General features: G+C 68.0%; 27 protein-coding genes and 1 pseudogene. 22 read left to right on the top strand and 6 right to left on the bottom strand.

Annotated features, from left to right (window positions below):
- The first annotated feature begins 145 nt into the window (after nucleotides 1-145).
- The 10 genes from rplS to ABZ412_RS16585 all read left to right on the top strand — a co-directional run bounded on the left by rplS (nucleotide 146) and on the right by ABZ412_RS16585 (nucleotide 8,615).
- Nucleotides 146-487, top strand: a complete 342-nt coding sequence (gene rplS / locus ABZ412_RS16630; protein WP_120737548.1) for a 50S ribosomal protein L19 — start codon at nucleotides 146-148, stop codon at nucleotides 485-487.
- 261 nt (nucleotides 488-748) lie between these two features.
- Nucleotides 749-1,450: a signal peptidase I gene (gene lepB, locus ABZ412_RS16625; RefSeq protein ID WP_357281656.1), complete on the top strand. Its 702-nt coding sequence runs from the start codon at nucleotides 749-751 to the stop codon at nucleotides 1,448-1,450.
- Between the two features lie 30 nt (nucleotides 1,451-1,480).
- Entirely contained in the window at nucleotides 1,481-2,224 is a 744-nt protein-coding gene (locus ABZ412_RS16620) for a ribonuclease HII (RefSeq protein ID WP_357281655.1), read from the top strand.
- A gap of 43 nt (nucleotides 2,225-2,267) precedes the next feature.
- A complete protein-coding gene (locus ABZ412_RS16615) occupies nucleotides 2,268-2,573 on the top strand; it encodes a DUF2469 domain-containing protein (RefSeq protein WP_040859817.1) in 306 nt (101 codons plus the stop codon).
- 86 nt (nucleotides 2,574-2,659) lie between these two features.
- Nucleotides 2,660-3,016: a YraN family protein gene (locus ABZ412_RS16610; RefSeq protein WP_357281572.1), complete on the top strand. Its 357-nt coding sequence runs from the start codon at nucleotides 2,660-2,662 to the stop codon at nucleotides 3,014-3,016.
- Nucleotide 3,017: 1 nt separating this feature from the next.
- Nucleotides 3,018-4,526 (top strand): YifB family Mg chelatase-like AAA ATPase, encoded by a 1,509-nt coding sequence (locus tag ABZ412_RS16605; RefSeq protein ID WP_357281570.1) that lies wholly within the window; start codon nucleotides 3,018-3,020, stop codon nucleotides 4,524-4,526.
- A 464-nt stretch (nucleotides 4,527-4,990) separates the two neighbouring features.
- The gene (gene dprA / locus ABZ412_RS16600; RefSeq protein WP_357281568.1) at nucleotides 4,991-6,148 is read left to right on the top strand and encodes a DNA-processing protein DprA; all 1,158 of its coding nucleotides are present in this window, start codon (nucleotides 4,991-4,993) and stop codon (nucleotides 6,146-6,148) included.
- 81 nt (nucleotides 6,149-6,229) lie between these two features.
- Entirely contained in the window at nucleotides 6,230-7,153 is a 924-nt protein-coding gene (locus ABZ412_RS16595; protein WP_357281566.1) for a tyrosine recombinase XerC, read from the top strand.
- 132 nt (nucleotides 7,154-7,285) lie between these two features.
- Entirely contained in the window at nucleotides 7,286-8,050 is a 765-nt protein-coding gene (locus ABZ412_RS16590; RefSeq protein ID WP_357281564.1) for a siderophore-interacting protein, read from the top strand.
- A 193-nt stretch (nucleotides 8,051-8,243) separates the two neighbouring features.
- Complete coding sequence (locus tag ABZ412_RS16585) at nucleotides 8,244-8,615, top strand: hypothetical protein (RefSeq protein ID WP_357281562.1); 372 nt, start codon at nucleotides 8,244-8,246, stop codon at nucleotides 8,613-8,615.
- 73 nt (nucleotides 8,616-8,688) lie between these two features.
- Here the strand turns inward: ABZ412_RS16585 and ABZ412_RS16580 are convergent, their stop codons facing one another.
- Nucleotides 8,689-9,192, bottom strand: coding sequence for a DUF1990 domain-containing protein (locus ABZ412_RS16580; protein WP_357281560.1), 504 nt, complete (start codon nucleotides 9,190-9,192; stop codon nucleotides 8,689-8,691).
- Nucleotides 9,193-9,199: 7 nt separating this feature from the next.
- On the bottom strand, nucleotides 9,200-9,685 hold the full coding sequence (locus ABZ412_RS16575; RefSeq protein WP_357281653.1) for a M23 family metallopeptidase: 486 nt from the start codon (nucleotides 9,683-9,685) through the stop codon (nucleotides 9,200-9,202).
- Between the two features lie 388 nt (nucleotides 9,686-10,073).
- On the opposite strand from ABZ412_RS16575, the gene rpsB reads away from it, so the two are divergent.
- Both rpsB and tsf read left to right on the top strand, forming a co-directional pair.
- The gene (rpsB, locus tag ABZ412_RS16570) at nucleotides 10,074-10,940 is read left to right on the top strand and encodes a 30S ribosomal protein S2 (protein WP_357281558.1); all 867 of its coding nucleotides are present in this window, start codon (nucleotides 10,074-10,076) and stop codon (nucleotides 10,938-10,940) included.
- A gap of 108 nt (nucleotides 10,941-11,048) precedes the next feature.
- The gene (gene tsf / locus ABZ412_RS16565) at nucleotides 11,049-11,864 is read left to right on the top strand and encodes a translation elongation factor Ts (protein WP_357281556.1); all 816 of its coding nucleotides are present in this window, start codon (nucleotides 11,049-11,051) and stop codon (nucleotides 11,862-11,864) included.
- 70 nt (nucleotides 11,865-11,934) lie between these two features.
- Here tsf and ABZ412_RS16560 read toward each other — a convergent pair whose 3' ends face one another.
- Both ABZ412_RS16560 and ABZ412_RS16555 read right to left on the bottom strand, forming a co-directional pair.
- On the bottom strand, nucleotides 11,935-12,159 hold the full coding sequence (locus ABZ412_RS16560) for a hypothetical protein (protein ID WP_357281554.1): 225 nt from the start codon (nucleotides 12,157-12,159) through the stop codon (nucleotides 11,935-11,937).
- An 88-nt stretch (nucleotides 12,160-12,247) separates the two neighbouring features.
- Nucleotides 12,248-12,556, bottom strand: coding sequence for a hypothetical protein (locus ABZ412_RS16555; RefSeq protein ID WP_357281552.1), 309 nt, complete (start codon nucleotides 12,554-12,556; stop codon nucleotides 12,248-12,250).
- A gap of 313 nt (nucleotides 12,557-12,869) precedes the next feature.
- Here ABZ412_RS16555 and pyrH point away from each other — a divergent pair, with 313 nt between their 5' ends.
- The 8 genes and pseudogenes from pyrH to ABZ412_RS16515 form a co-directional block, all read left to right on the top strand.
- A complete protein-coding gene (gene pyrH / locus ABZ412_RS16550) occupies nucleotides 12,870-13,604 on the top strand; it encodes a UMP kinase (RefSeq protein WP_357092686.1) in 735 nt (244 codons plus the stop codon).
- 37 nt (nucleotides 13,605-13,641) lie between these two features.
- On the top strand, nucleotides 13,642-14,199 hold the full coding sequence (frr, locus tag ABZ412_RS16545) for a ribosome recycling factor (protein WP_213556998.1): 558 nt from the start codon (nucleotides 13,642-13,644) through the stop codon (nucleotides 14,197-14,199).
- 39 nt (nucleotides 14,200-14,238) lie between these two features.
- Nucleotides 14,239-15,210 (top strand): phosphatidate cytidylyltransferase, encoded by a 972-nt coding sequence (locus ABZ412_RS16540; RefSeq protein ID WP_357281550.1) that lies wholly within the window; start codon nucleotides 14,239-14,241, stop codon nucleotides 15,208-15,210.
- 99 nt (nucleotides 15,211-15,309) lie between these two features.
- Complete coding sequence (gene rlmN, locus ABZ412_RS16535; protein WP_357281548.1) at nucleotides 15,310-16,419, top strand: 23S rRNA (adenine(2503)-C(2))-methyltransferase RlmN; 1,110 nt, start codon at nucleotides 15,310-15,312, stop codon at nucleotides 16,417-16,419.
- Between the two features lie 57 nt (nucleotides 16,420-16,476).
- Nucleotides 16,477-17,142, top strand: a complete 666-nt coding sequence (locus ABZ412_RS16530) for a hypothetical protein (protein WP_357281546.1) — start codon at nucleotides 16,477-16,479, stop codon at nucleotides 17,140-17,142.
- On the top strand, nucleotides 17,121-17,558 hold the full coding sequence (locus ABZ412_RS16525; protein WP_357281544.1) for a 2,4'-dihydroxyacetophenone dioxygenase family protein: 438 nt from the start codon (nucleotides 17,121-17,123) through the stop codon (nucleotides 17,556-17,558). Before ABZ412_RS16530 ends, ABZ412_RS16525 begins: the two co-directional genes overlap by 22 nt.
- A gap of 131 nt (nucleotides 17,559-17,689) precedes the next feature.
- Complete coding sequence (locus ABZ412_RS16520; RefSeq protein WP_357281542.1) at nucleotides 17,690-18,124, top strand: phage tail protein; 435 nt, start codon at nucleotides 17,690-17,692, stop codon at nucleotides 18,122-18,124.
- Nucleotides 18,125-18,398: 274 nt separating this feature from the next.
- A pseudogene (locus ABZ412_RS16515) lies at nucleotides 18,399-19,397 on the top strand (RNA polymerase sigma factor); the annotation flags it as partial.
- A 48-nt stretch (nucleotides 19,398-19,445) separates the two neighbouring features.
- On the opposite strand, the gene ABZ412_RS16510 reads toward ABZ412_RS16515, so the two are convergent.
- A complete protein-coding gene (locus ABZ412_RS16510) occupies nucleotides 19,446-20,312 on the bottom strand; it encodes an SGNH/GDSL hydrolase family protein (RefSeq protein WP_357281540.1) in 867 nt (288 codons plus the stop codon).
- 71 nt (nucleotides 20,313-20,383) lie between these two features.
- Nucleotides 20,384-21,220 carry a helix-turn-helix transcriptional regulator gene (locus tag ABZ412_RS16505; protein ID WP_357281538.1) on the bottom strand — a complete coding sequence of 279 codons (837 nt, stop codon included), beginning with the start codon at nucleotides 21,218-21,220 and terminating at the stop codon, nucleotides 20,384-20,386.
- A gap of 110 nt (nucleotides 21,221-21,330) precedes the next feature.
- On the opposite strand from ABZ412_RS16505, the gene ABZ412_RS16500 reads away from it, so the two are divergent.
- Nucleotides 21,331-22,218, top strand: a complete 888-nt coding sequence (locus ABZ412_RS16500; RefSeq protein ID WP_357281536.1) for an NmrA/HSCARG family protein — start codon at nucleotides 21,331-21,333, stop codon at nucleotides 22,216-22,218.
- Between the two features lie 340 nt (nucleotides 22,219-22,558).
- On the top strand, nucleotides 22,559-22,810 hold the full coding sequence (locus ABZ412_RS16495; protein ID WP_357281534.1) for a hypothetical protein: 252 nt from the start codon (nucleotides 22,559-22,561) through the stop codon (nucleotides 22,808-22,810).
- Nucleotides 22,811-22,855 lie beyond the last annotated feature (45 nt).

The raw sequence follows: 22,855 nt of genomic DNA, 5'->3' as shown, positions 1-22,855 counted from the left end.
TCGCGTCCTCTGGCACAATGCTCAGGTTGCCTTGGGTGCACTTCGCCCGGGCACCGCCCAATTATCCGGAGCACGAACCGGTAGAGCACCCTCCCCGGGTAGCCGCCAGGTTCCTCTGTTCGCGCGAAAACCAATAAGGACGGACATGAACACCCTCGACTTCGTCGACGCAAGCTCGCTGCGCAACGACATCCCGGACTTCCGCCCGGGTGACACTGTCAACGTGCACGTGAAGGTTATTGAAGGCAACAAGGAGCGAGTCCAGGTCTTCAAGGGCGTCGTCATCCGCCGCCAGAACGGCGGCATCCGCGAGACCTTCACCGTGCGCAAGGTGTCGTTCGGTGTCGGCGTGGAGCGCACCTTCCCGGTGCACAGCCCCAACCTCGACAAGATCGAGGTCGTGACCCGCGGTGACGTGCGTCGCGCCAAGCTGTACTACCTGCGCGATCTGCGCGGCAAGGCCGCCAAGATCAAGGAGAAGCGCTGAGGTAGCGACCGCCCCCGACTCGTCGGGGGATCGGTTCTCACAGAGCGTCACTGTCGGCTCGCCACAATGCCTGATTGTCGGCTCGCCGACGCCGAGTAGCCCGGCACCGCATGGTTCTTCGCGGTGCCGGGCTACTCTGTTCCGGTGGCAGACGAGAGCGAGTCGGTGACGAAGTCCGGGTCGGGCGATGGCAATGGGTCCCAAACGCCCGAAACCCTTCAGCCGAAGCCGAAGAAGAAGCAGCGCCCGTTCTGGCAAGAGCTGCCCATCCTGGTCGGTTTCGCGGCGTTGATCGTCGCGTTGCTGGTGACCTTCATCGGGCGGCCGTACGTGATCCCGTCGCAGTCCATGGAACCCACCCTGCACGGGTGCGCGGGCTGCACCGGTGACCGCATCTACGTGCAGAAGCTGAGCTACTACTTCGGCGACCCGGAGCCGGGCGACGTGGTGGTCTTCGTCGGCCCGACCGACGACTGGAACCGGCACTACAAGTCGATCCGCTCGTCGAACACCGCGGTCCGCGGCGTCCAGAACTTCCTGTCCTTCTTCGGCCTGGTACCGCCGGACGAGAACGACCTGGTCAAGCGCGTCATCGCGACGGGCGGCCAGTCGGTCAAATGCTGTGACGCGCAAGGCCGGATCCTGGTCAAGGACAGCGCCCCGGGTTCGGAGTGGAAGCCGCTCGACGAGCCGTACGTGCTGCACAACAACCCGTTCAACGCACAGAACCCCGACATCCAGTTCAATGCCGGCGGTCGCGCGTTCCCCGAGGTCAAGGTGCCCGAGGGCAATCTGTGGGTGATGGGCGACAACCGCGCCGAATCGGCCGACTCCCGCTATCACATGCGCGACGAGCTCAACGGCACCGTCCCGGTCAAGGATGTGCGCGGCAAGGCCGTGTTCAAGATCTGGCCGCCCAGCCGCATCGGTCCGGTCCGGGCCGAGAACCCGCAGACGAACTGAGAATCGCGAGATAATCGACCGGTGGGGAAGATGGCAGGCGGAGCCGCCGGCGCGCGCCGGAAGGAGCGCGGCGGCAAGAAGATTCAGCGGATCGACTGCGGCGACTGGCCGCCGCGCGTGGTGATGCGGCAGGCGGGCGGGCTACGCACGCTCGAGGCCGCGCTGATCCGCAGCGGACTGGGCCCGGTCGCGGGCGTGGACGAGGCCGGGCGCGGTTGCTCGGCCGGACCGCTGGTCGTCGCCTCCTGCCTGCTACCGCCCAAGGCCTACACCTCGCTGGCCGGCCTCGACGATTCCAAGAAGCTCACCGAGAACACCCGTGAGCAGCTGTTCCCGATCATCAAGCGGATCGCGCTGGCCTGGTCGGTGGTGGTGATCCCGGCCTGGGAGATCGACGCCATCGGCATCCACGTGGCCAATATCGAGGGCATGCGGCGCGCGGTGGCCGGACTCGATCCGGTGCCCGGCTACGTGCTCACCGACGGTTTCCGGGTGCCGGGCATTCCGGTGCCGTCGCTGCCGGTGATCGGCGGCGACGCGTCCGCGGCCTGTATCGCCGCCGCCAGCGTGCTGGCCAAGGTGACCCGCGACCGCATGATGGTCGAGATGGACCGCGAGTATCCCGGCTACGGTTTCGCGGCCCACAAGGGCTACAACACCCCCGAGCACAATGAGGCGCTGACCCGTCTCGGCATCACGCCCGAGCACCGTCGATCGTGGCGAAACGTCCGGGAGACCGCCCGAGTGGCTACCGACACGGCGTATGCGGGATGATGTCTCTACACCCAGTTGGGCGACAAGGAGGACGTTCCACCCGATGAGCGCCGAGGACCTCGAGAAGTACGAAACCGAGATGGAGCTATCCCTGTACCGCGAGTACAAGGACATCGTCGGGCAATTCTCGTACGTGGTGGAGACCGAGCGTCGCTTCTACCTCGCCAATTCCGTCGAACTGCGTCCGCAGAACGCCGATGGCGAGGTGTACTTCGAGGTTCGGATGTCGGATGCATGGGTGTGGGACATGTACCGGCCCGCCCGCTTCGTGAAGCACGTTCGCGTGATCACCTTCAAAGACGTGAATATCGAAGAGCTGGAGAAGACCGACCTGCGGCTTCCCGACTGATCCACAGGCTGGAGGTTATCCCCAGCCCCGCTGTTTTCCCAGTTCGGCATGGCCGCGTCCGGTACGGGCGCGGCCATGCTGGCTGAATGGCACAGCATCTGGCGCTGGGAGCGCAAGGGGAAGACCTGGCCGCGGACTATCTCCGCACGTCGGGCATGTCGATCGTCGCCCGCAATTGGCGATGCCGCTACGGCGAACTCGACCTCATCGCCCGCGAGGGCGACATCACCGCCTTCATCGAGGTCAAAACCCGCCGCAACCTGACCTGCGGCCGCCCCGAGGAAGCCGTCACCTTTCTCAAACAGCAACGCATCCGCACCCTGGCCCGCCATTGGCTGCACGCCAACCCCGGCCCCTTCCCGCGCATCCGCTTCGACGTCGTCTCCGTCATCCTGCGCCCCGGACGCCCACCGGAGATCCTGCACCTGAAGGCGGCGTTCTGACATGCCCCTCGGCAGGGCCTACTCCGTCGCCGTCAACGGCGTCGAAGGCCAACTCGTGGAAATCGAAGCCGACATAGGCCAGGGCCTCCCCTCGGTCCACCTCGTCGGCCGCCCCGACACCACCCTCCAGGAATCCCGGGACCGAGTCCGAGCCGCGGTGGCAAATACCGGCGAGAAATGGCCCGACGGCCGCGTCATCCTGGCCTTGTCGCCGGCCACCCTCCCGAAGGTGGGCAGCGTCTACGACCTCGCCCTCGCCGGCGCGGTCCTCGACGCGGCGGGAGTCATCCCCGCCGACCGCCTCGCCGAATCCGTCCTACTCGGCGAACTGGCCCTCGACGGCCGCGTCCGCCGAGTCCGAGGCATCCTGCCCGCGGTCCTCGCCGCCCGAAACGCGGGCCGCCGCACCGTCATCGTCCCCACCGCCGCCCTGCCCGAAGCGGGCCTGGTCGACGGCATCCGAGTCCTCGGCGCGGCCACCCTCCTCGAACTGCTCGACTGGCTGCGCGGCGGGGGCGAACTGACCGTCCCGGATCCGGTCCTGCCGGTTGCCGATCCACCGATCGGAGACCTCAGCGAGGTGGTGGGCCAGGACGAGGCGCGCTGGGCGCTGGAGGTGGCCGCGGCCGGTGCGCACCATCTGCTGCTGACAGGTCCGCCCGGCATCGGGAAAACCATGCTGGCGCAACGCCTTCCAGGCCTGCTGCCGCCGCTGCGTGAGCGGGATTCCCTGGAGGTGACCGCGATCCATTCGGTCGCGGGCACGCTCTCCGGCGACGCACCGCTGATCACCGCGCCGCCATTCGTGGCGCCCCACCACTCCTCGTCGGTCACGGCGATGATCGGCGGCGGTTCCGGTTCCGCGCGGCCGGGCGCGGTGAGCTGCGCCCATCGCGGTGTCCTGTTCCTCGACGAATGCGCGGAGCTGGGCGCCAAGGTCCTCGAAGCCTTGCGAACTCCCTTGGAGGAGGGCGAGGTTCGCATCGCGCGCAGGGACGGAGTCTCCCGCTTCCCGGCGAGATTTCAGCTCGTGTTGGCGGCCAATCCGTGTCCGTGTGCCCCCGCCCGGGATATCGACTGCATCTGTGCGCCCCTGGCTCGCCGTCGCTACCTCGGCAAACTCTCGGGCCCACTGATGGATCGCATCGACATCGCCGTGCAGATGCACGCCCAGGCCGCGGGCGCGTTCACCGGCGACGAGGTCGAGACCAGCGAGGTCGTCCGCGCCCGCGTGACCGCGGCCCGCGCGGCAGCCGCGAAGAGATGGATCGAACTCGGCATGTCCACCAACGCCGAAGTCCCCGGCCACGTTCTCCGCCAACGCTTCCGCCTCCCCCACGAGGCCCTCGCCCCGGTCGAGAACGCTCTCCAACACGGCCGCATGTCCGCCCGCGGTGCCGACCGCGCAATCAGAGTCGCGTGGACCGTCTGCGACCTTCGCGGCGGCGACATACCGAATGCCCAGGACGTCCTGCAAGCCTTGAGCTTCCGGCAGCGAGGTACAACATGAGCGACAGCATGATCGGACCGGATCCGACACGTCGGCCCGCTGTGAGCGGCGAATCCGATTCGCCCCCAACGGATGAGGCGAATCGATCCGCTGCTGCGACCGTCGATCTCGATACGACCGCGCCTCGGACCGGCGATATGCCCGTGCCCACTCTTGACGGCCCGATCGAAGCGCGGACACGTGGCATGACCGTGCGTACTCCTGATGACGAAACGGTGGCTCCGCCCGGCGAGTCGATCGTGCCTGGGCTCGATGAGGCAGTCGGTCTCGGGCTCGGTGCCGAGGTGTCCGGCTACGGGCACGGTAGTGGGACCGACCAGGGGTCCTCTGATGCCGGTGACGACGGGACCCGCGCGCCCGGCAACCCTGAGCATGGTCGTGGCTCCGGCTGGACAGGAGTCTTGTACGGGAGGGCGATCCACGACGGCGGTTCGGCCGCGGGTGGTGATGCGGACGAGCGGCGGTTGGCTTGGGTGTATCTGTCGCGGGTGGTGGAGGGGCCTTGTGCGGCGTTGTCGGCGTTGATCGAGTCGGTGGGGGTGGTGGAGGCGGCTCGGGCCGTGCGGGAGAGGGAGTTGCCGGAGGTGTTGCGGGGGCCTACCGAGGTGCGGCGCGGGATCGAGCAGGCGGATGCGGATCTGGCGCACATCGAGCGGCTGGGCGGTCGGGTGGTGACGCCGGAGGATGCGGAGTGGCCCGCGTGGCGAATGCTCGGGTTGCGCCAATTGGATCCGGCGCATGATGCCGATGGGGCAGTGCCGCTGGTGTTGTGGGTGCGCGGGAGCAGGTCGCTGCTGGAGACTACCGAGCGGGCGATCGCGGTGGTGGGGGCTCGGTGCAGCACCGGGTATGGCAATCATGCGACCGGGGAGATCGCTGGGGAGCTGGCCGCGCGGGGATGGACCGTCGTGTCCGGGGCTGCGTTCGGGATCGACGGAATGGCTCACAGGGCCGCGCTGGGAGTCGGCGGCATGACGATCGCTGTACTCGCGTGCGGTCCTGATCGCCCGTATCCGGTGCAGCACGATCATCTGCTCGCCGAGATCGCCGATCGTGGTCTGGTCGTCACCGAGTACCCGCCCGGAACATCCGCGCGCAAGCACCAGTTCCTCGCTCGCAATCGGTTGATAGCGGCCCTCGCCGACGGTGTTGTCGTGGTGGAGGCCGGGATTCGTAGTGGATCACGGAATACGGTGAAGTGGTGCCGGAGGTTGGGGCGGCCGGCGATGGCGGTGCCGGGGCCGATCACTTCGGCGGCGTCGGTCGGGTGTCACCGGATGATCCGGGAAGGGGAGGCGTTCATCGTGACTCGGGCCGAGGACATTCTCGACGAGGCCGGGCCGTTGCGGTTGTCGTTGCCGGGAGCGGTCGCGACCGCTCCGGAGGACAACCTGTCGGGGGATGAGGCGTTGGTCCTGGCCGCGTTGCCCGCGACCGGTTCGCGGCTGCCGCGGGCGGTGGTCACCGATACCGGCCTGGCGTTGCCGACGGTGCGAGCCACCTTGTCCGCGTTGGAGATCGCCGGTCTGGTCGGCTGCGACGGCAACGGCTGGTACCGGATGCGGTCGCCGGGGGCCGGCGCGGGCGGGGCCATTGTCGCGAGCCATGAGGACCATCGGTGATCCCGTCCGCCGAAATGGGTGTGGCGCGATCGTGCGGCGGGGGTGCTTGAAAAGGCGGCGCAATGCGGTCAGCGTGGGGGGATGAGTGGGTTGCCCGAGGATTTGGAGGCATTGCTGGCCGAGTACGGCCGGCATTTGCGGTTGGGCCGGAATCGATCGGCGCATACGGTGCGGGCCTATGTGGGGGATGCTCGCGGATTGCTGGAACATTTGCTGGAGCGGGCGGTGGATTCCGGTGTGGGGGAAGTGGATCTGGCGTTGCTGAGGTCGTGGCTGGCGGCGCAGGCGTCGGGGGGAGCGGCCCGCACCACGATGGCGCGACGGGCGTCGTCGGCGCGGACATTCACCGCGTGGCTGACGCATACGGGTCGGCTGGCGGTGGATCCGGGGCCACGCCTCGGGTCGGCGCGAGCGCATCGCGTGCTGCCGTCGGTGCTGGGGAAGGAGCAGGCCCGAGCGGCCATGGAGGCGGCGGAATCGGGCGCGGCGCAGCAGGATCCGATGGCGCTGCGGGACCGGCTGATCGTGGAGATGCTGTACGCCACCGGGATTCGCGTGAGCGAGCTGTGCGGGCTCGATATCGAGGACGTGGATCGGGAACGGCGCCTGGTGCGGGTGCTCGGCAAGGGCAACAAGGAGCGTTCGGTGCCGTTCGGCGGGCCCGCCGAACAGGCCCTCGAGGCTTGGCTCCGGTTCGGCCGGTCGGCCCTCGCCACGCCGGACTCGGGTCGCGCGCTGCTGCTGGGCCGCCGCGGCCGCCGCATCGACCCTCGGCAGGCGAGAACCGTGGTGCATGAGGTGGTTTCCGCGATTCCCGGCGCACCCGACATGGGCCCGCACGGGTTCCGTCACACCGCCGCCACCCACCTGCTGGAGGGTGGTGCCGACCTGCGCGTGGTACAGGAGATCCTCGGCCACGCCAGCATGGCCACCACCCAGCTCTACACCCACGTCTCGATCGACCGGCTCAAGAAGGTTCACGACCAGGCGCACCCGCGCGCCTGACCGGCCCGTTCGCCCGGGCCCGAGAAGCGATGGGTGATCTACGGCCTATCGGAAAGCTATCGACGACCTATCGACACCCGTGCTAGCGTCAGTTAGGTAACCCTAATTATGTACTGACCATGGAGGTGTCCTTTGGCGCGCACACGCATCACGCTGGTGGTCCAGAACACGGTTCACCTGACCGATCACCTGATCCGGGTCCGATTGGGCGGCCCCGGCTTCGCGTCCTTCCAGCCCAACGACAGCACCGACGCCTACGTCAAACTGATCTTCCCGGGCCCGGACGGCGACGTCATGCGCACCTACACCGTGCGCGAAGTCGACCGCGCCGCCCAGGAGATCGCCATCGACTTCGTCCACCACGGCGATGAGGGCGTCGCCGGCGCCTGGGCGGCCGCCGCCCAGCCCGGCGACACCATCGATCTGTTCGGCCCCGGTGGCGGCTACGCCCCGCGCCCCGACGCCGACTGGCACCTCCTCGCCGGAGACGAATCCGCCCTCCCCGCCATCGCCGCCGCCTGCGCGGCCCTCCCGGCGGATGCCGTCGGCCAGGTATTCGTCGAGGTCGGCGGCCCTTCGGACGAACTCGCCTTCCCGCACCCGGAGGGCGTGGAGCTCACCTGGGTCCATCGCGGCGACGCCGAACCCGGCGACCGGCTGGCCGCCACCGTCCGCTCCGCACCCTGGCGAGACGGCCGGGTCCAGGTCTTCATCCACGGCGAGGCCCGTGCGGTCATGCACGACCTGCGCCCTTACATCCGCAAGGAACGCGCTGTCCCCGCCGAATGGGCGTCCTCCATCTCCGGCTACTGGCGACGCGGCCGCACCGAAGAGGGTTTCCGTGCCTGGAAGTCCGAACTGGCCGAACGCGAAAAGGCCGCGCCCGCAGCCGTTTAGCCGATCGCGCCGTATGCCGCGCGGATGTCCGATGTCCGGGCTGACCGGCGGGTGGCGACTGTCCCCGCTGCGCAGGATTCGGATACGCACCGCGAAGCGCTCGATCACCGGGTGTGGCAGCCGAATTCCCCGCCGGCGACACCCGGTCGCTGAGATCCGGTTCGGGGCATATCGGCGGGTAGCGTCGATTGTCATGACGACGCCGCCCGCCGAGACCCCCGCCCTACGCGAACGCCTCCGCGCAGCACTCCCCGCCGCCATGAAAGTCCGCGATCGTCACGCCACCGCCGCGCTGCGCTCGGCGTTGGCCGCGATCGACAATGCCGAAGCCGTGGACGGTTCCGATGCTCGCGCCGGAGCGATCGAGAGCAGCGCCGTCGGTGTCGGCGCGGCCGAGCGTCCCCGCCGCACCTTGACCGAAGCCGAGGTCGCCGCCATCGTCCGCGCCGAGATCGACGAACGTCTTACCGCCGCAAGGGAATACGCCGAGTTCGAGAGTGGGGCGGATCGCGCCGCCGGTCTCCGTGCCGAGGCCGCCACACTCGCCGCTCACCTCAAAGGGTGATCTCGCCCTCGGCGCTGCCGAACCGCGCGCCGACCGATCGTGATCCGGTCGAGTGCGCGGTGGTTCGCGCCGCTCAGCGGGGCCCGAGCGCGGCGATGTAGCGACCGGAGAACCAGCGTTGGACGAGGCGGACGACGGGTGCGCCGAGGCGGGCGTACCAGGGGTCGGGGTTGGAGAACGAGGCGATGATTCCGTACACGGAGTCGTCGGCGGGATCGTATTCCACGGCGAAGAGTTCCTCGCCGCGCAACGGGTGGCCGGGGAGCGTGCCGTAGGCGAATCCGCGGCGGTTCGGTTGGTCGACGACATAGACGACGCGGCAGGGCGCGGTGAAGCCGATCGGGCCCACGCCGATGTGGACGGTGATGTCGGTGCCGGGCCGGGCCTCGGGCGTGGTCGCATTCTGGAAGACGCCGCTGCCGCGTTGCATGCGGTAGGTGAGGACCTGTTCGGCGGCTTGGTCGAAAAACGCACGGCCGGAACCGATTCGGCGCCGCAGCCGGAAATGGTGGTACCCCGCCGGGAACTCGCCCGCGGTCGCGCCGACGTCGGGATAGGTGAAGGGCTGCTGCGACATCGGTCCATCATGGCCCGCCTCGTGACCCGGTGGATGGATCTGTGAGCGGTTTCAACCGGATCGGCGCGCGATGGATCAGGCCGAGCGGATCGACGTATTCGCCGTCGCGCCGGGCGCCCCAGTGCAGGCAGGGGGAGCAGGGTGGATGTCCGTCGTCGAGCACACCGATCACGGTGCCGCGAGTCAGCCTGCGGCCCACCGTGATCGACGCGGTGACCGGCTCATAGGTGGTGCGCAGTCCGCCCGGGTGATCGATGGAGACCACCGGTTTCCCGGCCACGATTCCGGCGAAGACCACGATCCCGTCACCCGCCGCCAGCACCGCCTGGCCCCGGCTCCCCGCCAGGTCCACGCCACGATGTCCGGGCAGCCAGTCGTGCTCGGGTTTGTCGAAGACTCGAACCACGGCGGGCCGCGGCGCGAGCGGCCACCCGAACTCCCCGCCGGGTGCCGCCGACCCGGGCGCGGCCAGGACGACCGTCATCACCACCATCGCCGCGGATGAGAATGCGCGGCGAAATTCCGGATCGAAGTAGTTCGCGGACATGCGAATCAGCGTGCGCCCCGCAACCGTCATCCAGTCCCTCCCGCCCCGCGAGTGTGGATGAAATTCAGTATTGTGAATAGAACAAGCGCAGCGTTCTGACCTGCGTCGACGGGTCCGGATCCGCCCCTGCTCCGGGCCCGATTTCGATCTGACGGAACCGCTGCGTAAACTGATTCAGCGGTTTGCGTTAACGCGGACCGACTTCGCGCGCCCACAGTGAGTGTCGCCGGCTGGTCCCCCTGATTCGTTCTCGGAGGGTTCCGGTGGCCGTGGGCGCCAGGGCAGGGATCGCCGATTCCTGTGTCAACCAGCAACGAGAGGAAGTTACGGAGCCATGGCTGTCGTAACAATGAAGCAGCTGCTCGACAGCGGCGCGCACTTCGGTCATCAGACCCGCCGGTGGAACCCGAAGATGAAGCGTTTCATCTTCACCGACCGCAACGGCATCTACATCATCGATCTGCAGCAGACGCTGACCTACATCGACAAGGCCTACGAGTTCGTCAAGGAGACCGTTGCCCACGGCGGCACCGTCCTCTTCGTCGGCACCAAGAAGCAGGCCCAGGAGTCGATCGCCTCTGAGGCGACCCGTGTCGGCATGCCCTACGTGAACCAGCGCTGGCTGGGCGGCATGCTCACCAACTTCCAGACCGTGCACAAGCGGCTGCAGCGCCTGAAGGAGCTGGAGTCGATGGAGCAGACCGGCGGTTTCGAGGGTCGCACCAAGAAGGAAATCCTCATGCTGACGCGTGAGAAGAACAAGCTGGAGCGCACCCTGGGCGGCATCCGGGACATGGCCAAGGTTCCCTCGGCCATCTGGGTTGTCGACACCAACAAGGAGCACATCGCCGTCGGCGAGGCTCGCAAGCTGAACATCCCGGTCATCGCGATCCTGGACACCAACTGCGACCCCGACCTGGTCGACTACCCGATCCCGGGTAACGACGACGCGATCCGTTCGGCCGCGCTGCTGACCAAGGTCGTCGCTTCCGCCGTCGCCGAGGGTGTGCAGGCTCGTGCCTCGCGCGCCGGTGGCGACTCGAAGCCGGAGGCCGGCGCGGGCGAGCCCCTCGCCGAGTGGGAGCAGGAGCTGCTGTCGCAGGCTGCCCCGGCCGAGGCTGCCGCCGAGGCCCCCGTGGAGACCGCTGCCGAGGCGGAGCTGAAGGAAGACCCGGCCACCAAGACCCCGGCCGACTTCTGATCCACCGCCGCCAGGCATCTGTTCACCTTGCCGACCGCTGTCGTTCGATGACGGTCGGCAAGGTGTGACCACCACAGACTTTCACTCACACAGGGAGGCTCGCCCGAGATGGCGAACTACACCGCCGCCGATGTGAAGCGGCTCCGCGAGCTCACCGGCTCCGGCATGATGGACTGCAAGAAGGCGCTCGAGGAGAACGCGGGCGACTTCGACAAGGCCGTCGAGTTCCTGCGTATCAAGGGCGCCAAGGATGTCGGCAAGCGTGCTGAGCGCGCCACCGCCGAGGGCCTGGTCGTCTCGCAGGACGGCGTCCTGATCGAGATCAACTGCGAGACCGACTTCGTGGCCAAGAACCAGGAGTTCCAGGACGTCGCGGCCGCCATCGTGGCCGCCGCCGCGAAGGCCCGCCCGGCCGACCTGGACGCCCTGAAGGCGGTCGAGGTCGACGGCAAGACCGCCGACCAGGTGCTGCAGGAGCTGGCCGCCAAGATCGGCGAGAAGCTCGAGCTGCGCCGCGTCGCCGTGTTCGACGGCCAGACCACCGTCTACCTGCACAAGCGTGCCACCGACCTGCCGCCCGCCGTGGGCGTGCTGATCGAGTACACCGGCACCGACGCCGACGCTGCCCGCGCCGCCGGCATGCAGGTCGCGGCCCTCAAGGCCAAGTACCTCACCCGCGAGGACGTCCCGGCCGAGCTCGTCGCCAAGGAGCGCGAGATCGCCGAGGCGACCGCCAAGGAAGAGGGCAAGCCGGAGGCCGCGCTGCCGAAGATCGTCGAAGGCCGCGTCAACGGCTACTACAAGGACGTCGTCCTCCTGGAGCAGGCTTCGGTCACCGACTCCAAGAAGACCGTCAAGGCCCTGCTGGACGACGCCGGTGTCACCATCACCCGCTTCGCCCGCTTCGAGGTCGGCCAGGCGTAATCGCCTGAAGCATCGAAAAGGCCCTTCGCCCATCGGATTCCGATGAGCGAAGGGCCTCTTTCGTGCTTGTTCAGCTGCACAGGCCGTGGCAGGGGTCGGTCGACGGCTTCGGGAAAAGCTGTTCGATCAACCAGCCAACTACATTCAGAGCGCTGCTGCCGGTGTCGGTGGCGACCGGGGTGGCCGCCGACGGTACCGGTGTCTCGGCTGCGGCAGGACCGGCCGTGACGGTGAGCGCGGCTGCGGCCGCGAGGCTGGCGAATCCGATGCGGATCGTGGGGTTCTTGAAATTCACGAGCCGAACATATGTGAAACACAAGTGATTCCGTTTGGAAACGGGTGCCCCAGCTTTCGGGGGCGGGTGCCGCCCCGGGCTAATCGATTCACTCGGGGTCGTTGGCGCAGCCGTGGCAGGGCTTTCCGCCCATCAGGATGGTGAGCGCGTCGATCAGGTTGCCCATGACGCTCGCGCTTCCAGGGGAGATGTAGGGGACGACCGGGCTGTTGGCGGAACCGGTGTAGGGGTTCCAGGATCCGGTGCCGGAGCCGGTCGTCGTGCCCGCGACGGCGGTCGGCGCCTCGGCGGGGGTGAGGGCGATCTCCGCGGAGGCGGGCGCGGCGACCGTGGTGAGGGCGGCGGCGAGGGCGAAGGCGGCGAATCCTGTTCGGGCCGTGAGGTTCTTCGAGTTCACGGGCCGACGATATGTGAAATGCGAGTGCGTTAAATCTGAATGCGTGCCCCCGATTTCTTGGTGGCACATCCTTGCCGGGCCCTGCCGGTACGGTGGGAAAGGCATAGCTCCGCGATTGCGGGAACAGTTGCCGCGGGGACTCCCGTGCGCCCGGATTGTGACGAACCGGTAGCCCGATACGAGGGTCGGCTCACGCTCGTGACCGGTCGTGAGGCAGGATGGATGGAGCTTTGTTGCCGTCCCGTGCAATTCGTCGGCCGGGATGGTCTTTTCATGTGCCTGCGCACGCTCGAACGTCTGGACAAGGAGACCGATGACGGACCCGGATACCGCCCCCGATCGCAAGGGCTATCGCCGAGTGCTCCTCAAGCTGGGTGGCGAGATGTTCGGCGGTGGCCGTGTCGGGCTGGACCCCGATGTGGTGCAGGCGGTCGCCGAGCAGATCGCGGAGGTCGTCGAGGACGGCGTCCAGGTGGCCGTGGTGATCGGCGGCGGCAACTTCTTCCGTGGCGCCGAGCTCGAGGAGCGCGGCATGGAGCGGGCCCGCTCGGACTACATGGGCATGCTCGGCACCGTCATGAATTCCCTTGCGCTGCAGGACTTCCTGCAGAAGCAGGGCATCGACACCCGGGTGCAGACCGCCATCACCATGGGTCAGGTCGCCGAACCGTACCTGCCGCTGCGCGCCAAGCGGCACCTGGAGAAGGGCCGCGTCGTGATCTTCGGCGCCGGTATGGGCATGCCCTACTTCTCCACCGACACCACCGCCGCGCAGCGCGCCCTGGAGATCGGCGCCGAAGTGGTGCTGATGGCCAAGGCCGTGGACGGCGTCTTCACCGCGGACCCGCGGGAGGACCCCGACGCCACCATGTTCACCCAGATCACCCACAAGGAAGCGTTGGAGCGGGGCCTCAAGGTCGCCGATGCCACCGCTTTCAGCCTGTGTATGGACAACCAGATGCCGATGCTGGTGTTCAATTTGTTGACCAAGGGAAATATCGCCCGCGCCGTCGCCGGTGAGAAGATCGGCACCCTGGTCCGGTCGTGACCGACGACAAGAACCATGACGCAGTGGAGGAAACGCCGTGATTGAAGAAGCGCTCTTCGACGCCGAGGAAAAGTTCGAGAAGGCCGTCTCGGTGGTGAAGGACGACCTGGCCTCGATCCGGACCGGTCGCGCGAATCCTGGTATGTTCGCGCGGATCGTCGTCGAGTACTACGGCTCGATGACGCCGATCACCCAGATCTCCTCGATCACCGTGCCCGAGCCGCGCATGGTGGTGATCAAGCCGTACGAGCAGGCGCAGATGCAGCCGATCGAGACCGCGATCCGCAATTCGGATCTCGGGGTGAACCCCACCAACAACGGTGACATCATCCGGGTCTCGATCCCGCAGCTCACCGAGGAGCGGCGCCGGGAAATGGTCAAGCTGGCCAAGTCCAAAGGCGAGGACGCGAAGATCTCGATCCGCAACGTCCGCCGGAAGGCCATGGAAGAGCTGGGCCGCATCCAGAAGGACGGCGAGGCGGGCGAGGACGAGGTCGGTCGCGCCGAGAAGGAACTCGACAAGACCACGCAGAAGTACGTCGCGCAGATCGACGAGCTGGTGAAGCACAAAGAAGGCGAACTGCTCGAGGTCTAGACGGCCGATCTTCGGCCGGGGGTAGGGAACGGACGACAAGTGAGCGACGGGACAATCGTGGCCGAAGAGACTGCTGCCACCGGCGAGCTGCCGGAGGAAGCCACCGCATCGCCGGCCGACCCGCCGGCCGCGGATTCGGCCGCGCCGGACAATGCGGGCGAGGCCGCCTCGGGCGGGAAGCCGAGCGCGCCCGCGTCGAAGGCGGGCCGCAACCTGCCCGCGGCGCTGGCGGTCGGATTCGGGCTGGGGTTGTCCCTGATCGCGATCCTGCTGTGGGCCCCCAAGGTGCTCGTCGGCGTGATAGCGGTCGCGGTCGCGGTGGCCACCTGGGAGGTGACCAAGCGGCTGCGTGAGGCCGACGTGCTGGTGCCCCGGATTCCGCTGTTGATCGGCGGGCAGGCGGTGGTGTGGCTGGCCTGGCCGGTCGGACCGCAAGGCGTGCTGGGCGCGTTCGGCGCGACGGCGCTCACCCTCATGGTGTGGCGGCTGTTCGACCACGGCCTGACGGCCACCCCGCGAAACTACTTGCGCGACACCGCGATCTCGGTGTTCACGCTCACCTGGATTCCGCTGCTGGCCTCGTTCGCGGTGCTGATGCTGTCCGAGGACAACGGCAACCTGCGGGTGCTGTCCTTCATGATCCTGGTGGTCTGCTCCGACGTGGGCGGTTACGTGGCGGGCGTGCTGTTCGGCAAGCACCCGATGGTGCCGCACATCAGCCCGAAGAAGTCCTGGGAGGGCTTCGGCGGTTCGCTGGTGTTCTGCGTGATCGGCGGTCTGCTGACGGTGACGCTGCTGCTACAGGCGAATTCGATGATCGGCGTGCTGCTGGGCGTCGGGCTGGTGCTGGTGGCGACCAGCGGCGACCTGATCGAATCGCAGGTGAAGCGGGAGCTGGGCATCAAGGACATGGGCACCCTGCTGCCCGGGCACGGCGGGATCATGGACCGGCTCGACTCGATGCTGCCGTCGGCTTTCGTGGCGTGGCTGGTGCTGACCGCCCTGCTCTGATCGATCGCGCGGCTACCGTCACCTGGTCCGGGCGGTGTGACGAGCGCCCCGCACCCCGCGGCGCCGAACGCGTGTTTCGGATGGAACACTGGAAGGGTTATGACTACCCCGTTGCCCCTCGTTTTCGACGCCCCTCGTCGCGGCATGCCGCCGCGGCATCTCGCCGACCTCGATTCGCGGGAGCGCAAGGCGGTGGTCGAGGAGCTCGGCCTCCCCAAATTCCGCGCCGACCAGATCGCGCGCCAGTACTACGGCCGCCTGGTCGCCGACCCGGATCAGATGACCGATCTGCCCGAGGCGATGCGTTCCAAGGTCGCGGAGGCGCTGTTCCCGCAGCTGCTGACCGAGATCCGGCACATCGAATGCGATGACGGCACCACCCGCAAGTCGCTGTGGCGCGCCAATGACGGCACCCTGCTCGAGTCGGTGCTGATGCGCTACCCCGACCGCAACACCCTGTGCATCTCGTCGCAGGCTGGTTGCGGCATGGCGTGCCCGTTCTGCGCCACCGGTCAGGGCGGTCTGAACCGCAACCTGTCCACGGCCGAGATCGTCGACCAGGTCCGGGCCGCCGCGGCCGCCCTGCGTGACGGCGAGGTCGCGGGTGGACCAGGCCGCCTGTCCAACATCGTGTTCATGGGCATGGGCGAGCCGCTGGCCAACTACAAGCGCGTGGTGAACGCGGTCCGGCGCATCACGTCTCCGTCGCCGGAGGGCTTCGGCATCTCGCAGCGCTCGGTGACCGTTTCCACGGTCGGCCTGGCTCCCGCCATCCGCAAGCTGGCCGACGAGGACATGTCGGTGCGGCTGGCCGTCTCGCTGCACACCCCCGACGACGAGCTGCGAGACACCTTGGTGCCGGTCAACAATCGCTGGCCGGTCGCCGAAGTCCTCGATGCCGCACGCTATTACGCCGACAAGTCCGGCCGCCGCGTCTCCATCGAGTACGCCTTGATCCGCGACATCAACGATCAGGGCTGGCGCGCCGACATGCTCGGCAAGAAGCTGCACAAGGCGCTGGGCCCGCTGGTGCACGTCAACCTGATCCCGCTCAACCCGACACCCGGCAGCAAATGGGACGCGTCCCCGAAGCCGGTGCAGGACGAGTTCGTCCGCCGGGTCCAGGCGCAGGGCGTCACCTGCACGGTCCGCGACACTCGTGGCCAGGAGATCGCCGCCGCCTGCGGCCAGCTCGCCGCAGAAGGCTGACCCGGGCGCCGGTCTCGCCGGGGCCTTGGCCAAGTCGGCTATCCGGCATGACTTTTCGTGTACGGGCTGCTGCGGGTCACTCGCGACCGGCGATGGCGCCCCTGCCATCTGGGCAACGCTGTTTACGTCCTGCCGATCTCGATGCTCTACGAGTTCGGGATGTGCGTCTATCATCTGGAGATCCCGAAAGTCGTGGCGGGCCGCAAGGATCCGCAGGAGCTCAGAGGGGCCCGCGACGAGATTCTCCGCAAGGCGAGCAGACAGCTCTTCAAGGACTATGTCGCCTTCCCCGCATTGTCGACACGGAACTGGAAATCGACCGTCCGCGCCAACCTGACCGCCAATGTCGCGAAGAACATGTGGGAGCAGATCGTCACCTTCTGCGGCCATTTCCCCGACGGCGCCGAGAAATTCACTCGACGGGACCTGGCCACCGAGACCCGAGGGGAGTGGTATCTGCGGCAGTTCCTCGGCAGCGCGAACTTCCCGTCCGGTCCGGTCGGGAGAATCTTGACCGGGTCATTGGGATACCAGATCGAACACCATTTCCCGAGCTCGACGCCGACAGCGCACCCGAAATCACGTCGGAACCTGGTGGGCGGGCGGGCTTCCGCGGTCGTCGGAGCAAGAGTGTGGAACGCCACCGTCTCGATATTCCGGATTCCCTTCGCCGGGAAGGCTCTTGACCTAGCGTTTGCTTCATGTTGCAGCAACCGCTCGTAGGGCACGTGAACGAAGCCGATATCCCCTGGGTGTGGGCCGGTGATGTCGGCTTGCAGCTGCTGCGCGTCTCGCCGTCGGGGTTCGTGCTGCGCAATCGGTTCAAGGCCGGGTTCAGCCTGCCCACGCACAAGCACACCGGTGCGGTGAACGCGTACACCTTCTCCGGCGACTGGTTCTACGCCGAGCAGGGCATCCATTACACCGCCGGGACGTTCATCCACGAGCCCGCCGGGTCTGTGCACACCCTCACGGTCGCCGAGGACGCCGATGTCCTGTTCATCGTCGAGGGCGCGTTCATCGACCTCGACGCCGACGGTGCTGTGACCGGTGTCGTCGATTCGAAGACCATCCAGGACGCCTACTTCGCGCTCTGCGATGTCGCCGGTATCGCCCGCCCGACCGGAATTCTCGAATAGCGTTCCCACCGGCGGACTTGTTGCCCAAAGGTAGCTATGCGGCTGATTTCCTGTCGCCGGGCGTCCCGCGCTTCCTACACTGGGTTGAAGGCGGACGCTTGCCGGGCGTCCGATCGGCCGAGGAGCGCATGATGCCAATGTCGCAGCTCACGACCATCTCCTCCTTCGTCATCGTCATCGACGGCCTCCAGATCGCGTCCTTCGCGGAGCTGGGCGGCATCGTCTCGGAGATCGAACCGGTGTCCTACCTCGAAGGCGGTGGCGGCGGTCCGATCCAACTGCCCGGAAAGGTCAAGCCGCCCCAGGTCACCCTGTGCAGGGGCCGCACCGGCACCGCCGACCTGTGGGCCTGGCACCAGTCGGCGCGCAACGGCCAGATGGCCGTTGCCCGCCGCGACTGCACCTTGGCGATGTACGGCGATGAGGGCACCCCGGTCCCGGGCTACCTGCTCGAGCACGCGTGGCCGTCCAAGATCGAGGTCTCCGCCCTGCGGGACGGCCCCGGCGAAATGCTGTACAACAGCGTCACATTGGTTTGCGAGAACCTCCGGCACATGGCGGCCTGACCGGTCGCGGTCGGAGGGCGGCGATCAACGGTCGCCGCCTGATCCGAGGATTTCGGCCGGCGCGCTCCGTATCGCCCCGGGGTGGGAGCCGCGAGATATCGGCTGAGAAGCAGTAGCCTGACGGCAGGCCCGGCGATTGCCGAGCCGCTCGAGGCCTCTCTGCGGTCCTGTTCTCGAATCGCGATGCCGCCCGAAATTTCTCGGAGAGGCACATGTGGCAACGACCGCAGGCGAAACGAATGACCAGGATTTCGCAGACGGCGGGCCGGAGAGCGCCGACACCGACGCCGGGATCTGGGACGAGGACGAGTCCGCCGCCCTGCGCCGGGCGCGCAAGGAAGCCGGGCTCACCGCGAGTGGGGATTCGACGCGGGCGTATCTGAAGCAGATCGGCCGGGTCCCCCTGCTCTCCGCGGAGGAGGAGGTCGATCTGGCGGTCCGGATCGAGGTGGGGCTGTACGCGGCGGAGAAGCTGCGGATCGAATCCGAGGGCCCGTCCGGTCTCACCGCCGCGCGTCGCCGGGACCTGACCTGGATCGTGCGTGACGGCGTCCGCGCCAAGGATCATCTGCTCGAGGCGAATCTGCGCCTGGTGGTGTCGATTGCCAAGCGGTACACCGGGCGGGGCATGGCCTTTCTGGATCTGATCCAGGAGGGCAATCTGGGGCTCGTGCGTGCGGTCGAAAAGTTCGACTACAGCAAGGGATTCAAGTTCTCGACCTATGCCACGTGGTGGATTCGCCAGGCGATCAGCCGTGCCATGGCCGACCAGTCGCGCACCATCCGCATTCCCGTGCACATGGTGGAGATCATCAACAAGCTCGGGCGCAGGCAGCGTGAGCTGCTGCAGGAGCTGGGTCGCGAGGCCACGCCCGAGGAACTCGGGCAGGAGTTGAACATCACCGCCGCGCGGGTGCTGGAGATTCAGCAGATGGCCCGGGAACCGATCTCGCTGGACCAGACGATCGGTGACGAGGGCAGCGGCCAGTTCGGCGACTTCATCGAGGACACCGAGGCCGTCGTCGCGGTCGAGGCGGTGGCGTTCACCCTGCTGCAGGAGCAGTTGCAGGCGGTGCTGGGCACGCTCAGCGAGCGCGAAGCCGGGATCGTGCGCCTGCGTTACGGACTGGGCGACGGGCAGCCCCGGACGCTCGACGATATCGGGAAGATCTACGGCGTCACGCGCGAGCGGATCCGGCAGATCGAGTCGAAGACGATGTCGAAGCTGCGGCATCCGTCGCGCTCACAGTTGCTGCAGGATTACCTCGAATAGTGCGGGCGGGTGGCCGGGCGGGTCGGCCGCCCGGCTTCGTATCCGGCGTCAGAGGGTCGCGATCATCCGCTGCGCGGTGGCGGCGTGACCGTACTGGTTCGGATGGAATTGCGCGCCTTCGCCATTGTCGACCGAGGTGCCGTTGACCCACCGGTCCGGGATGACCTCACAGACGTCGTGGCCGTCGTAGAGCTCGTAGGTGCTGAAGTAGGTGGTGCCGGGCTGGGAACGCAGCATGGTGTTGAGGCCGCCGATCACGCTGTCGCGGATCCAGTCGGCGTCCGCGGCCAGGACCGGCTGGCGGCCCGCGCACAGGGATGCGTTGTCCGGCAGGATCTTCGGGTAGCCGACCAGGACGATGCGGGCCTGCGGGGCCTGGGTGCGGATGGCGGCGAGCAGCTGGGCGAGCTTGGCGGCGGTCATCGAGAGACGGCCGGGCATCTCCGGGCCGTACTTGTTCTTGCAGCCCGCCACCAATTCGGCGACCGCTCCCGCGCTGCCGCTGGCGCTGCCCGTCGCGAGACTGCCTGTGCCGCTGCCTGTTCCGAGGGTGCCCGCGAGCACACAGTCCTTGACCAGCTGCCCGAAGCCGATATCGTTGCCGCCGACGCCCAGGGTGACCAGCGTGGTGTCGGCGGTGACCGCGGAGAGCTGAGTGCTGGCCACCGAGTCGATGGTCGCGCCCCCGCAGGTGACATCGGTGAGCGCATACCCGCGCTGGGCCGCGAACAGGTGCGCGTAGTTGCGGTCCGACCGGGAACAGCTCTTGTCGAGAATGGTCGAGATGCCCACCCCCGCCGCATACGAATCGCCGAGGGCCACGTACTTTCCGCTGTCGGCGGCGGCCGGGGTGATGCTGGTCAGGGAGGCTGCGGCGATCAGCGCAATTGCGGACAGGCAGTGTTTCAGTTTCAAGAGAGGGTCCTGGTGGCAGAGCGGGGAGGGGATCGCCGCCGACCCTAGAAGATGACCTACCACCCGGTAGGTCAGTTTGCGCGATCGTTATCGAGCAGGGTGGCGATGCGGTGGCGGTCGGCGGGGGTGGCGGGGAGTTGGACGACCATGAGGAGGTCGGGGTTGTCGACCGGGCGGAGTTGGTAGACGTCGAGGTCGAGGCGGCCTGCGGTGGGGTGATCGAGGGTGATGGTGGCGGGGCGGAAGTCCTGGACGGGGTATTCCTGCCACCAGGTGCGGAATTCGGGGCTGGCTGCGGTGAGGTCGGCGATGAGGGCGGTGAGGCGGGGATTGTCGGGGGTGCGGCCGGCTACGGCGCGGAATTGGCCGAGAATGGCTCGGGCGGCGCGTTCCCAGCGGGGCATCATGGCGCGGGTGCGGTCGTCGGTGAACATCCACCACAACAGATTTCGGCGGTCGGCGGGGAGCTCGGCGGGGTCGATGCGAACGCGGGCGAAGGCGGCGTTCCAGACGACGAAGTCGAAGCGGGCGTCGTGGACGACGGCCAGGTCGGGCATCAGGGCATCGACCAGGCGTTGTAGTCGGCCGTCGTCGATATCCTTGTGCTCCAAGGGATCCGCGAGGCCCGCCAGGGTGCGCAGATGGCGATGCTCGGCGGGGGACAGGAGCAGGGCGCGGGCCAGGGCGTCGACCACCTGAGGGCTGGCCACGATCTTGCGGGCCTGTTCGAGCCAGGTGTACCAGGTCAGGCTGACGCCGGCGAGCTCGGCGACCTCCTCGCGCCGCAGCCCGGGGGTGCGGCGGCGACCCGGCTCCAGATCGTCGACCAGGCCGACGTCCTTGGGCGTGAGCCGGGCCCGGTGCGCTTTGAGGAACGCGGCCAGTTCGGAACGGTGATTGTCGGGCATCGCATCCCCTTGTGGCTAGCAGTATCGGTACCAGGACCAGGTGTCGGCGCGTCCTTACCGTCAGAGGCATCAGGTGATCGACACGGATCGCCGCTCACGGGGAGAACGACATGACGAACGACAAGGGACCGGTTCTGGTCATCGGCGCGACCGGACAGCAGGGCCGGGCGACCACCCGGCAGCTGCTCGAACGCGGCTGGGAAGTACACACTTTCGTGCGCAACCTGGAGTCGCCCGCCGCGACCGCGCTGCGCGCCGAGGGCGCGAACCTGATCCAGGGCGACCTCGACGACACCGATTCGATCCGGGCCGCCATGGAAGGCGCGTACGGCGTGTTCATGATGCTGACCATGATGGAAGGCGTCCACATCACCACGGAAGGCATTGCGGCCGAACAGCGCCGGGGCCGGACGGTCGCGGAGCTGGCGAAGGAGCTGGGCATCGAGCACTTCGTCTACAGCTCCCTGCGGGGCGCGGGCCAGAACACCGGCGTGGAGTACTACGCGGCGAAGACGGCCATCGAGGGGTACATTCGCGAACTCGAACTGCCCGCCACCATCCTGCGGCCCACCTTCTTCATGGACAACCTCAACGGCTTCAACCGGCCGGTGCTCGACGAGAACGGCGTGCTGCAGATCGATCTCGCGGTGCGAGGCGACATTCCGGTATCGCTGATCGCGACGCGCGACATCGGCGCCTTCGCCGCGATCGCCTTCGACCGGCCTCGGGAGTTCCTCGGCCGCACGGTGCCGCTGGCCGGGGACTACCTGACCCCGCCGCGGATCGCGGAGATCATCGGAGCGCACGCCGGACTGCCCGCGCGCAGCAATGTGGTGCCACTGGAACAGGTCCGGGCGTTCGACCCGCACGTCGGGCAGATGTTCACGCACTTCAACGAGAGCCCGGACGGGCCGCTGGACCTGGCGGCGCTGCGCGCCGAACACCCTGGCCTGCTGGATCTGCCGGCGTGGTTGCGCTCGATCGATTGGAAGCCGTGACGCCACGGGATCACTCGGCCGGAGCGGTCGGCGGGCGGGCGAATCCGGCCCGCGTGGGTGGCCGTTCGCGCGGTAGCGACCCGGGGCGGCGCGAAGCAACTGCTTCGTGCCGCCCGTTCGGCGTGTGCGTGCAGTCGCTTGTGGTGCTTGGTCGTGGCGCACGCCTGACCTCCCTGCCGGCGATTCGATGGCCCGACTCCAGCCGGATCTGCTTGGGCGGCACCGTGACTCGGGCCGGTGCCCGGCGGCGCGCACTCGTCGTGTGCCGGGGCGATCGATCGCGGGGTGCGAAGTTTTCGAACGGCCGCGGTGTGCCGCGCCGCGAGGCCAGCCTTGACATATGAGCACACAACGAAGCCGAATGGACTCGGCGGCACAACCGTTGAAGCGGGCGGCAGCGGCGGCCCGGCTGGAAATCGCGGTGGCGGATCTTCCGGAGCTCGGCGCCGGCTGGACGGTCGGGGAGGTGTGGCGGCTGCGACGGGAACGGCCCGATTGGCTGATCGAGGCGCGGCGGCGGTTTCCCGGGCGCGGGCCTCGGGGGCGGGTCCGGGCGCGCGCCGGTTCGAATGGCCCCGCCGGCGGGCGGTGATCGGCTTATGCTCGGGTTTACTGGCACGTTCTGGGTATCGAGGTC

The organism is Nocardia sp. NPDC005746, assembly GCF_040630785.1.
In the GTDB taxonomy this organism is placed as follows: domain Bacteria; phylum Actinomycetota; class Actinomycetes; order Mycobacteriales; family Mycobacteriaceae; genus Nocardia.
This window is presented reverse-complemented; position numbering and strand designations above follow the sequence as displayed.

Excerpts from the sequence above, each read along its gene's own strand:
- ABZ412_RS16615 (WP_040859817.1), top strand. The coding sequence starts at position 2,268 with ATGAGCGCCGAGGACCTCGAGAAGTACGAAACCGAGATGGAGCTATCC.
- ABZ412_RS16575 (WP_357281653.1), bottom strand. The coding sequence starts at position 9,685 with ATGGTGGTGATGACGGTCGTCCTGGCCGCGCCCGGGTCGGCGGCACCC.
- ABZ412_RS16610 (WP_357281572.1), top strand. The coding sequence starts at position 2,660 with ATGGCACAGCATCTGGCGCTGGGAGCGCAAGGGGAAGACCTGGCCGCG.
- ABZ412_RS16585 (WP_357281562.1), top strand. The coding sequence starts at position 8,244 with ATGACGACGCCGCCCGCCGAGACCCCCGCCCTACGCGAACGCCTCCGC.
- ABZ412_RS16595 (WP_357281566.1), top strand. The coding sequence starts at position 6,230 with ATGAGTGGGTTGCCCGAGGATTTGGAGGCATTGCTGGCCGAGTACGGC.
- rlmN (WP_357281548.1), top strand. The coding sequence starts at position 15,310 with ATGACTACCCCGTTGCCCCTCGTTTTCGACGCCCCTCGTCGCGGCATG.
- rplS (WP_120737548.1), top strand. The coding sequence starts at position 146 with ATGAACACCCTCGACTTCGTCGACGCAAGCTCGCTGCGCAACGACATC.
- ABZ412_RS16520 (WP_357281542.1), top strand. The coding sequence starts at position 17,690 with ATGCCAATGTCGCAGCTCACGACCATCTCCTCCTTCGTCATCGTCATC.
- rpsB (WP_357281558.1), top strand. The coding sequence starts at position 10,074 with ATGGCTGTCGTAACAATGAAGCAGCTGCTCGACAGCGGCGCGCACTTC.
- ABZ412_RS16500 (WP_357281536.1), top strand. The coding sequence starts at position 21,331 with ATGACGAACGACAAGGGACCGGTTCTGGTCATCGGCGCGACCGGACAG.
- ABZ412_RS16580 (WP_357281560.1), bottom strand. The coding sequence starts at position 9,192 with ATGTCGCAGCAGCCCTTCACCTATCCCGACGTCGGCGCGACCGCGGGC.
- ABZ412_RS16495 (WP_357281534.1), top strand. The coding sequence starts at position 22,559 with ATGAGCACACAACGAAGCCGAATGGACTCGGCGGCACAACCGTTGAAG.
- ABZ412_RS16605 (WP_357281570.1), top strand. The coding sequence starts at position 3,018 with ATGCCCCTCGGCAGGGCCTACTCCGTCGCCGTCAACGGCGTCGAAGGC.
- pyrH (WP_357092686.1), top strand. The coding sequence starts at position 12,870 with ATGACGGACCCGGATACCGCCCCCGATCGCAAGGGCTATCGCCGAGTG.
- tsf (WP_357281556.1), top strand. The coding sequence starts at position 11,049 with ATGGCGAACTACACCGCCGCCGATGTGAAGCGGCTCCGCGAGCTCACC.
- ABZ412_RS16620 (WP_357281655.1), top strand. The coding sequence starts at position 1,481 with ATGGCAGGCGGAGCCGCCGGCGCGCGCCGGAAGGAGCGCGGCGGCAAG.
- ABZ412_RS16525 (WP_357281544.1), top strand. The coding sequence starts at position 17,121 with ATGTTGCAGCAACCGCTCGTAGGGCACGTGAACGAAGCCGATATCCCC.
- ABZ412_RS16505 (WP_357281538.1), bottom strand. The coding sequence starts at position 21,220 with ATGCCCGACAATCACCGTTCCGAACTGGCCGCGTTCCTCAAAGCGCAC.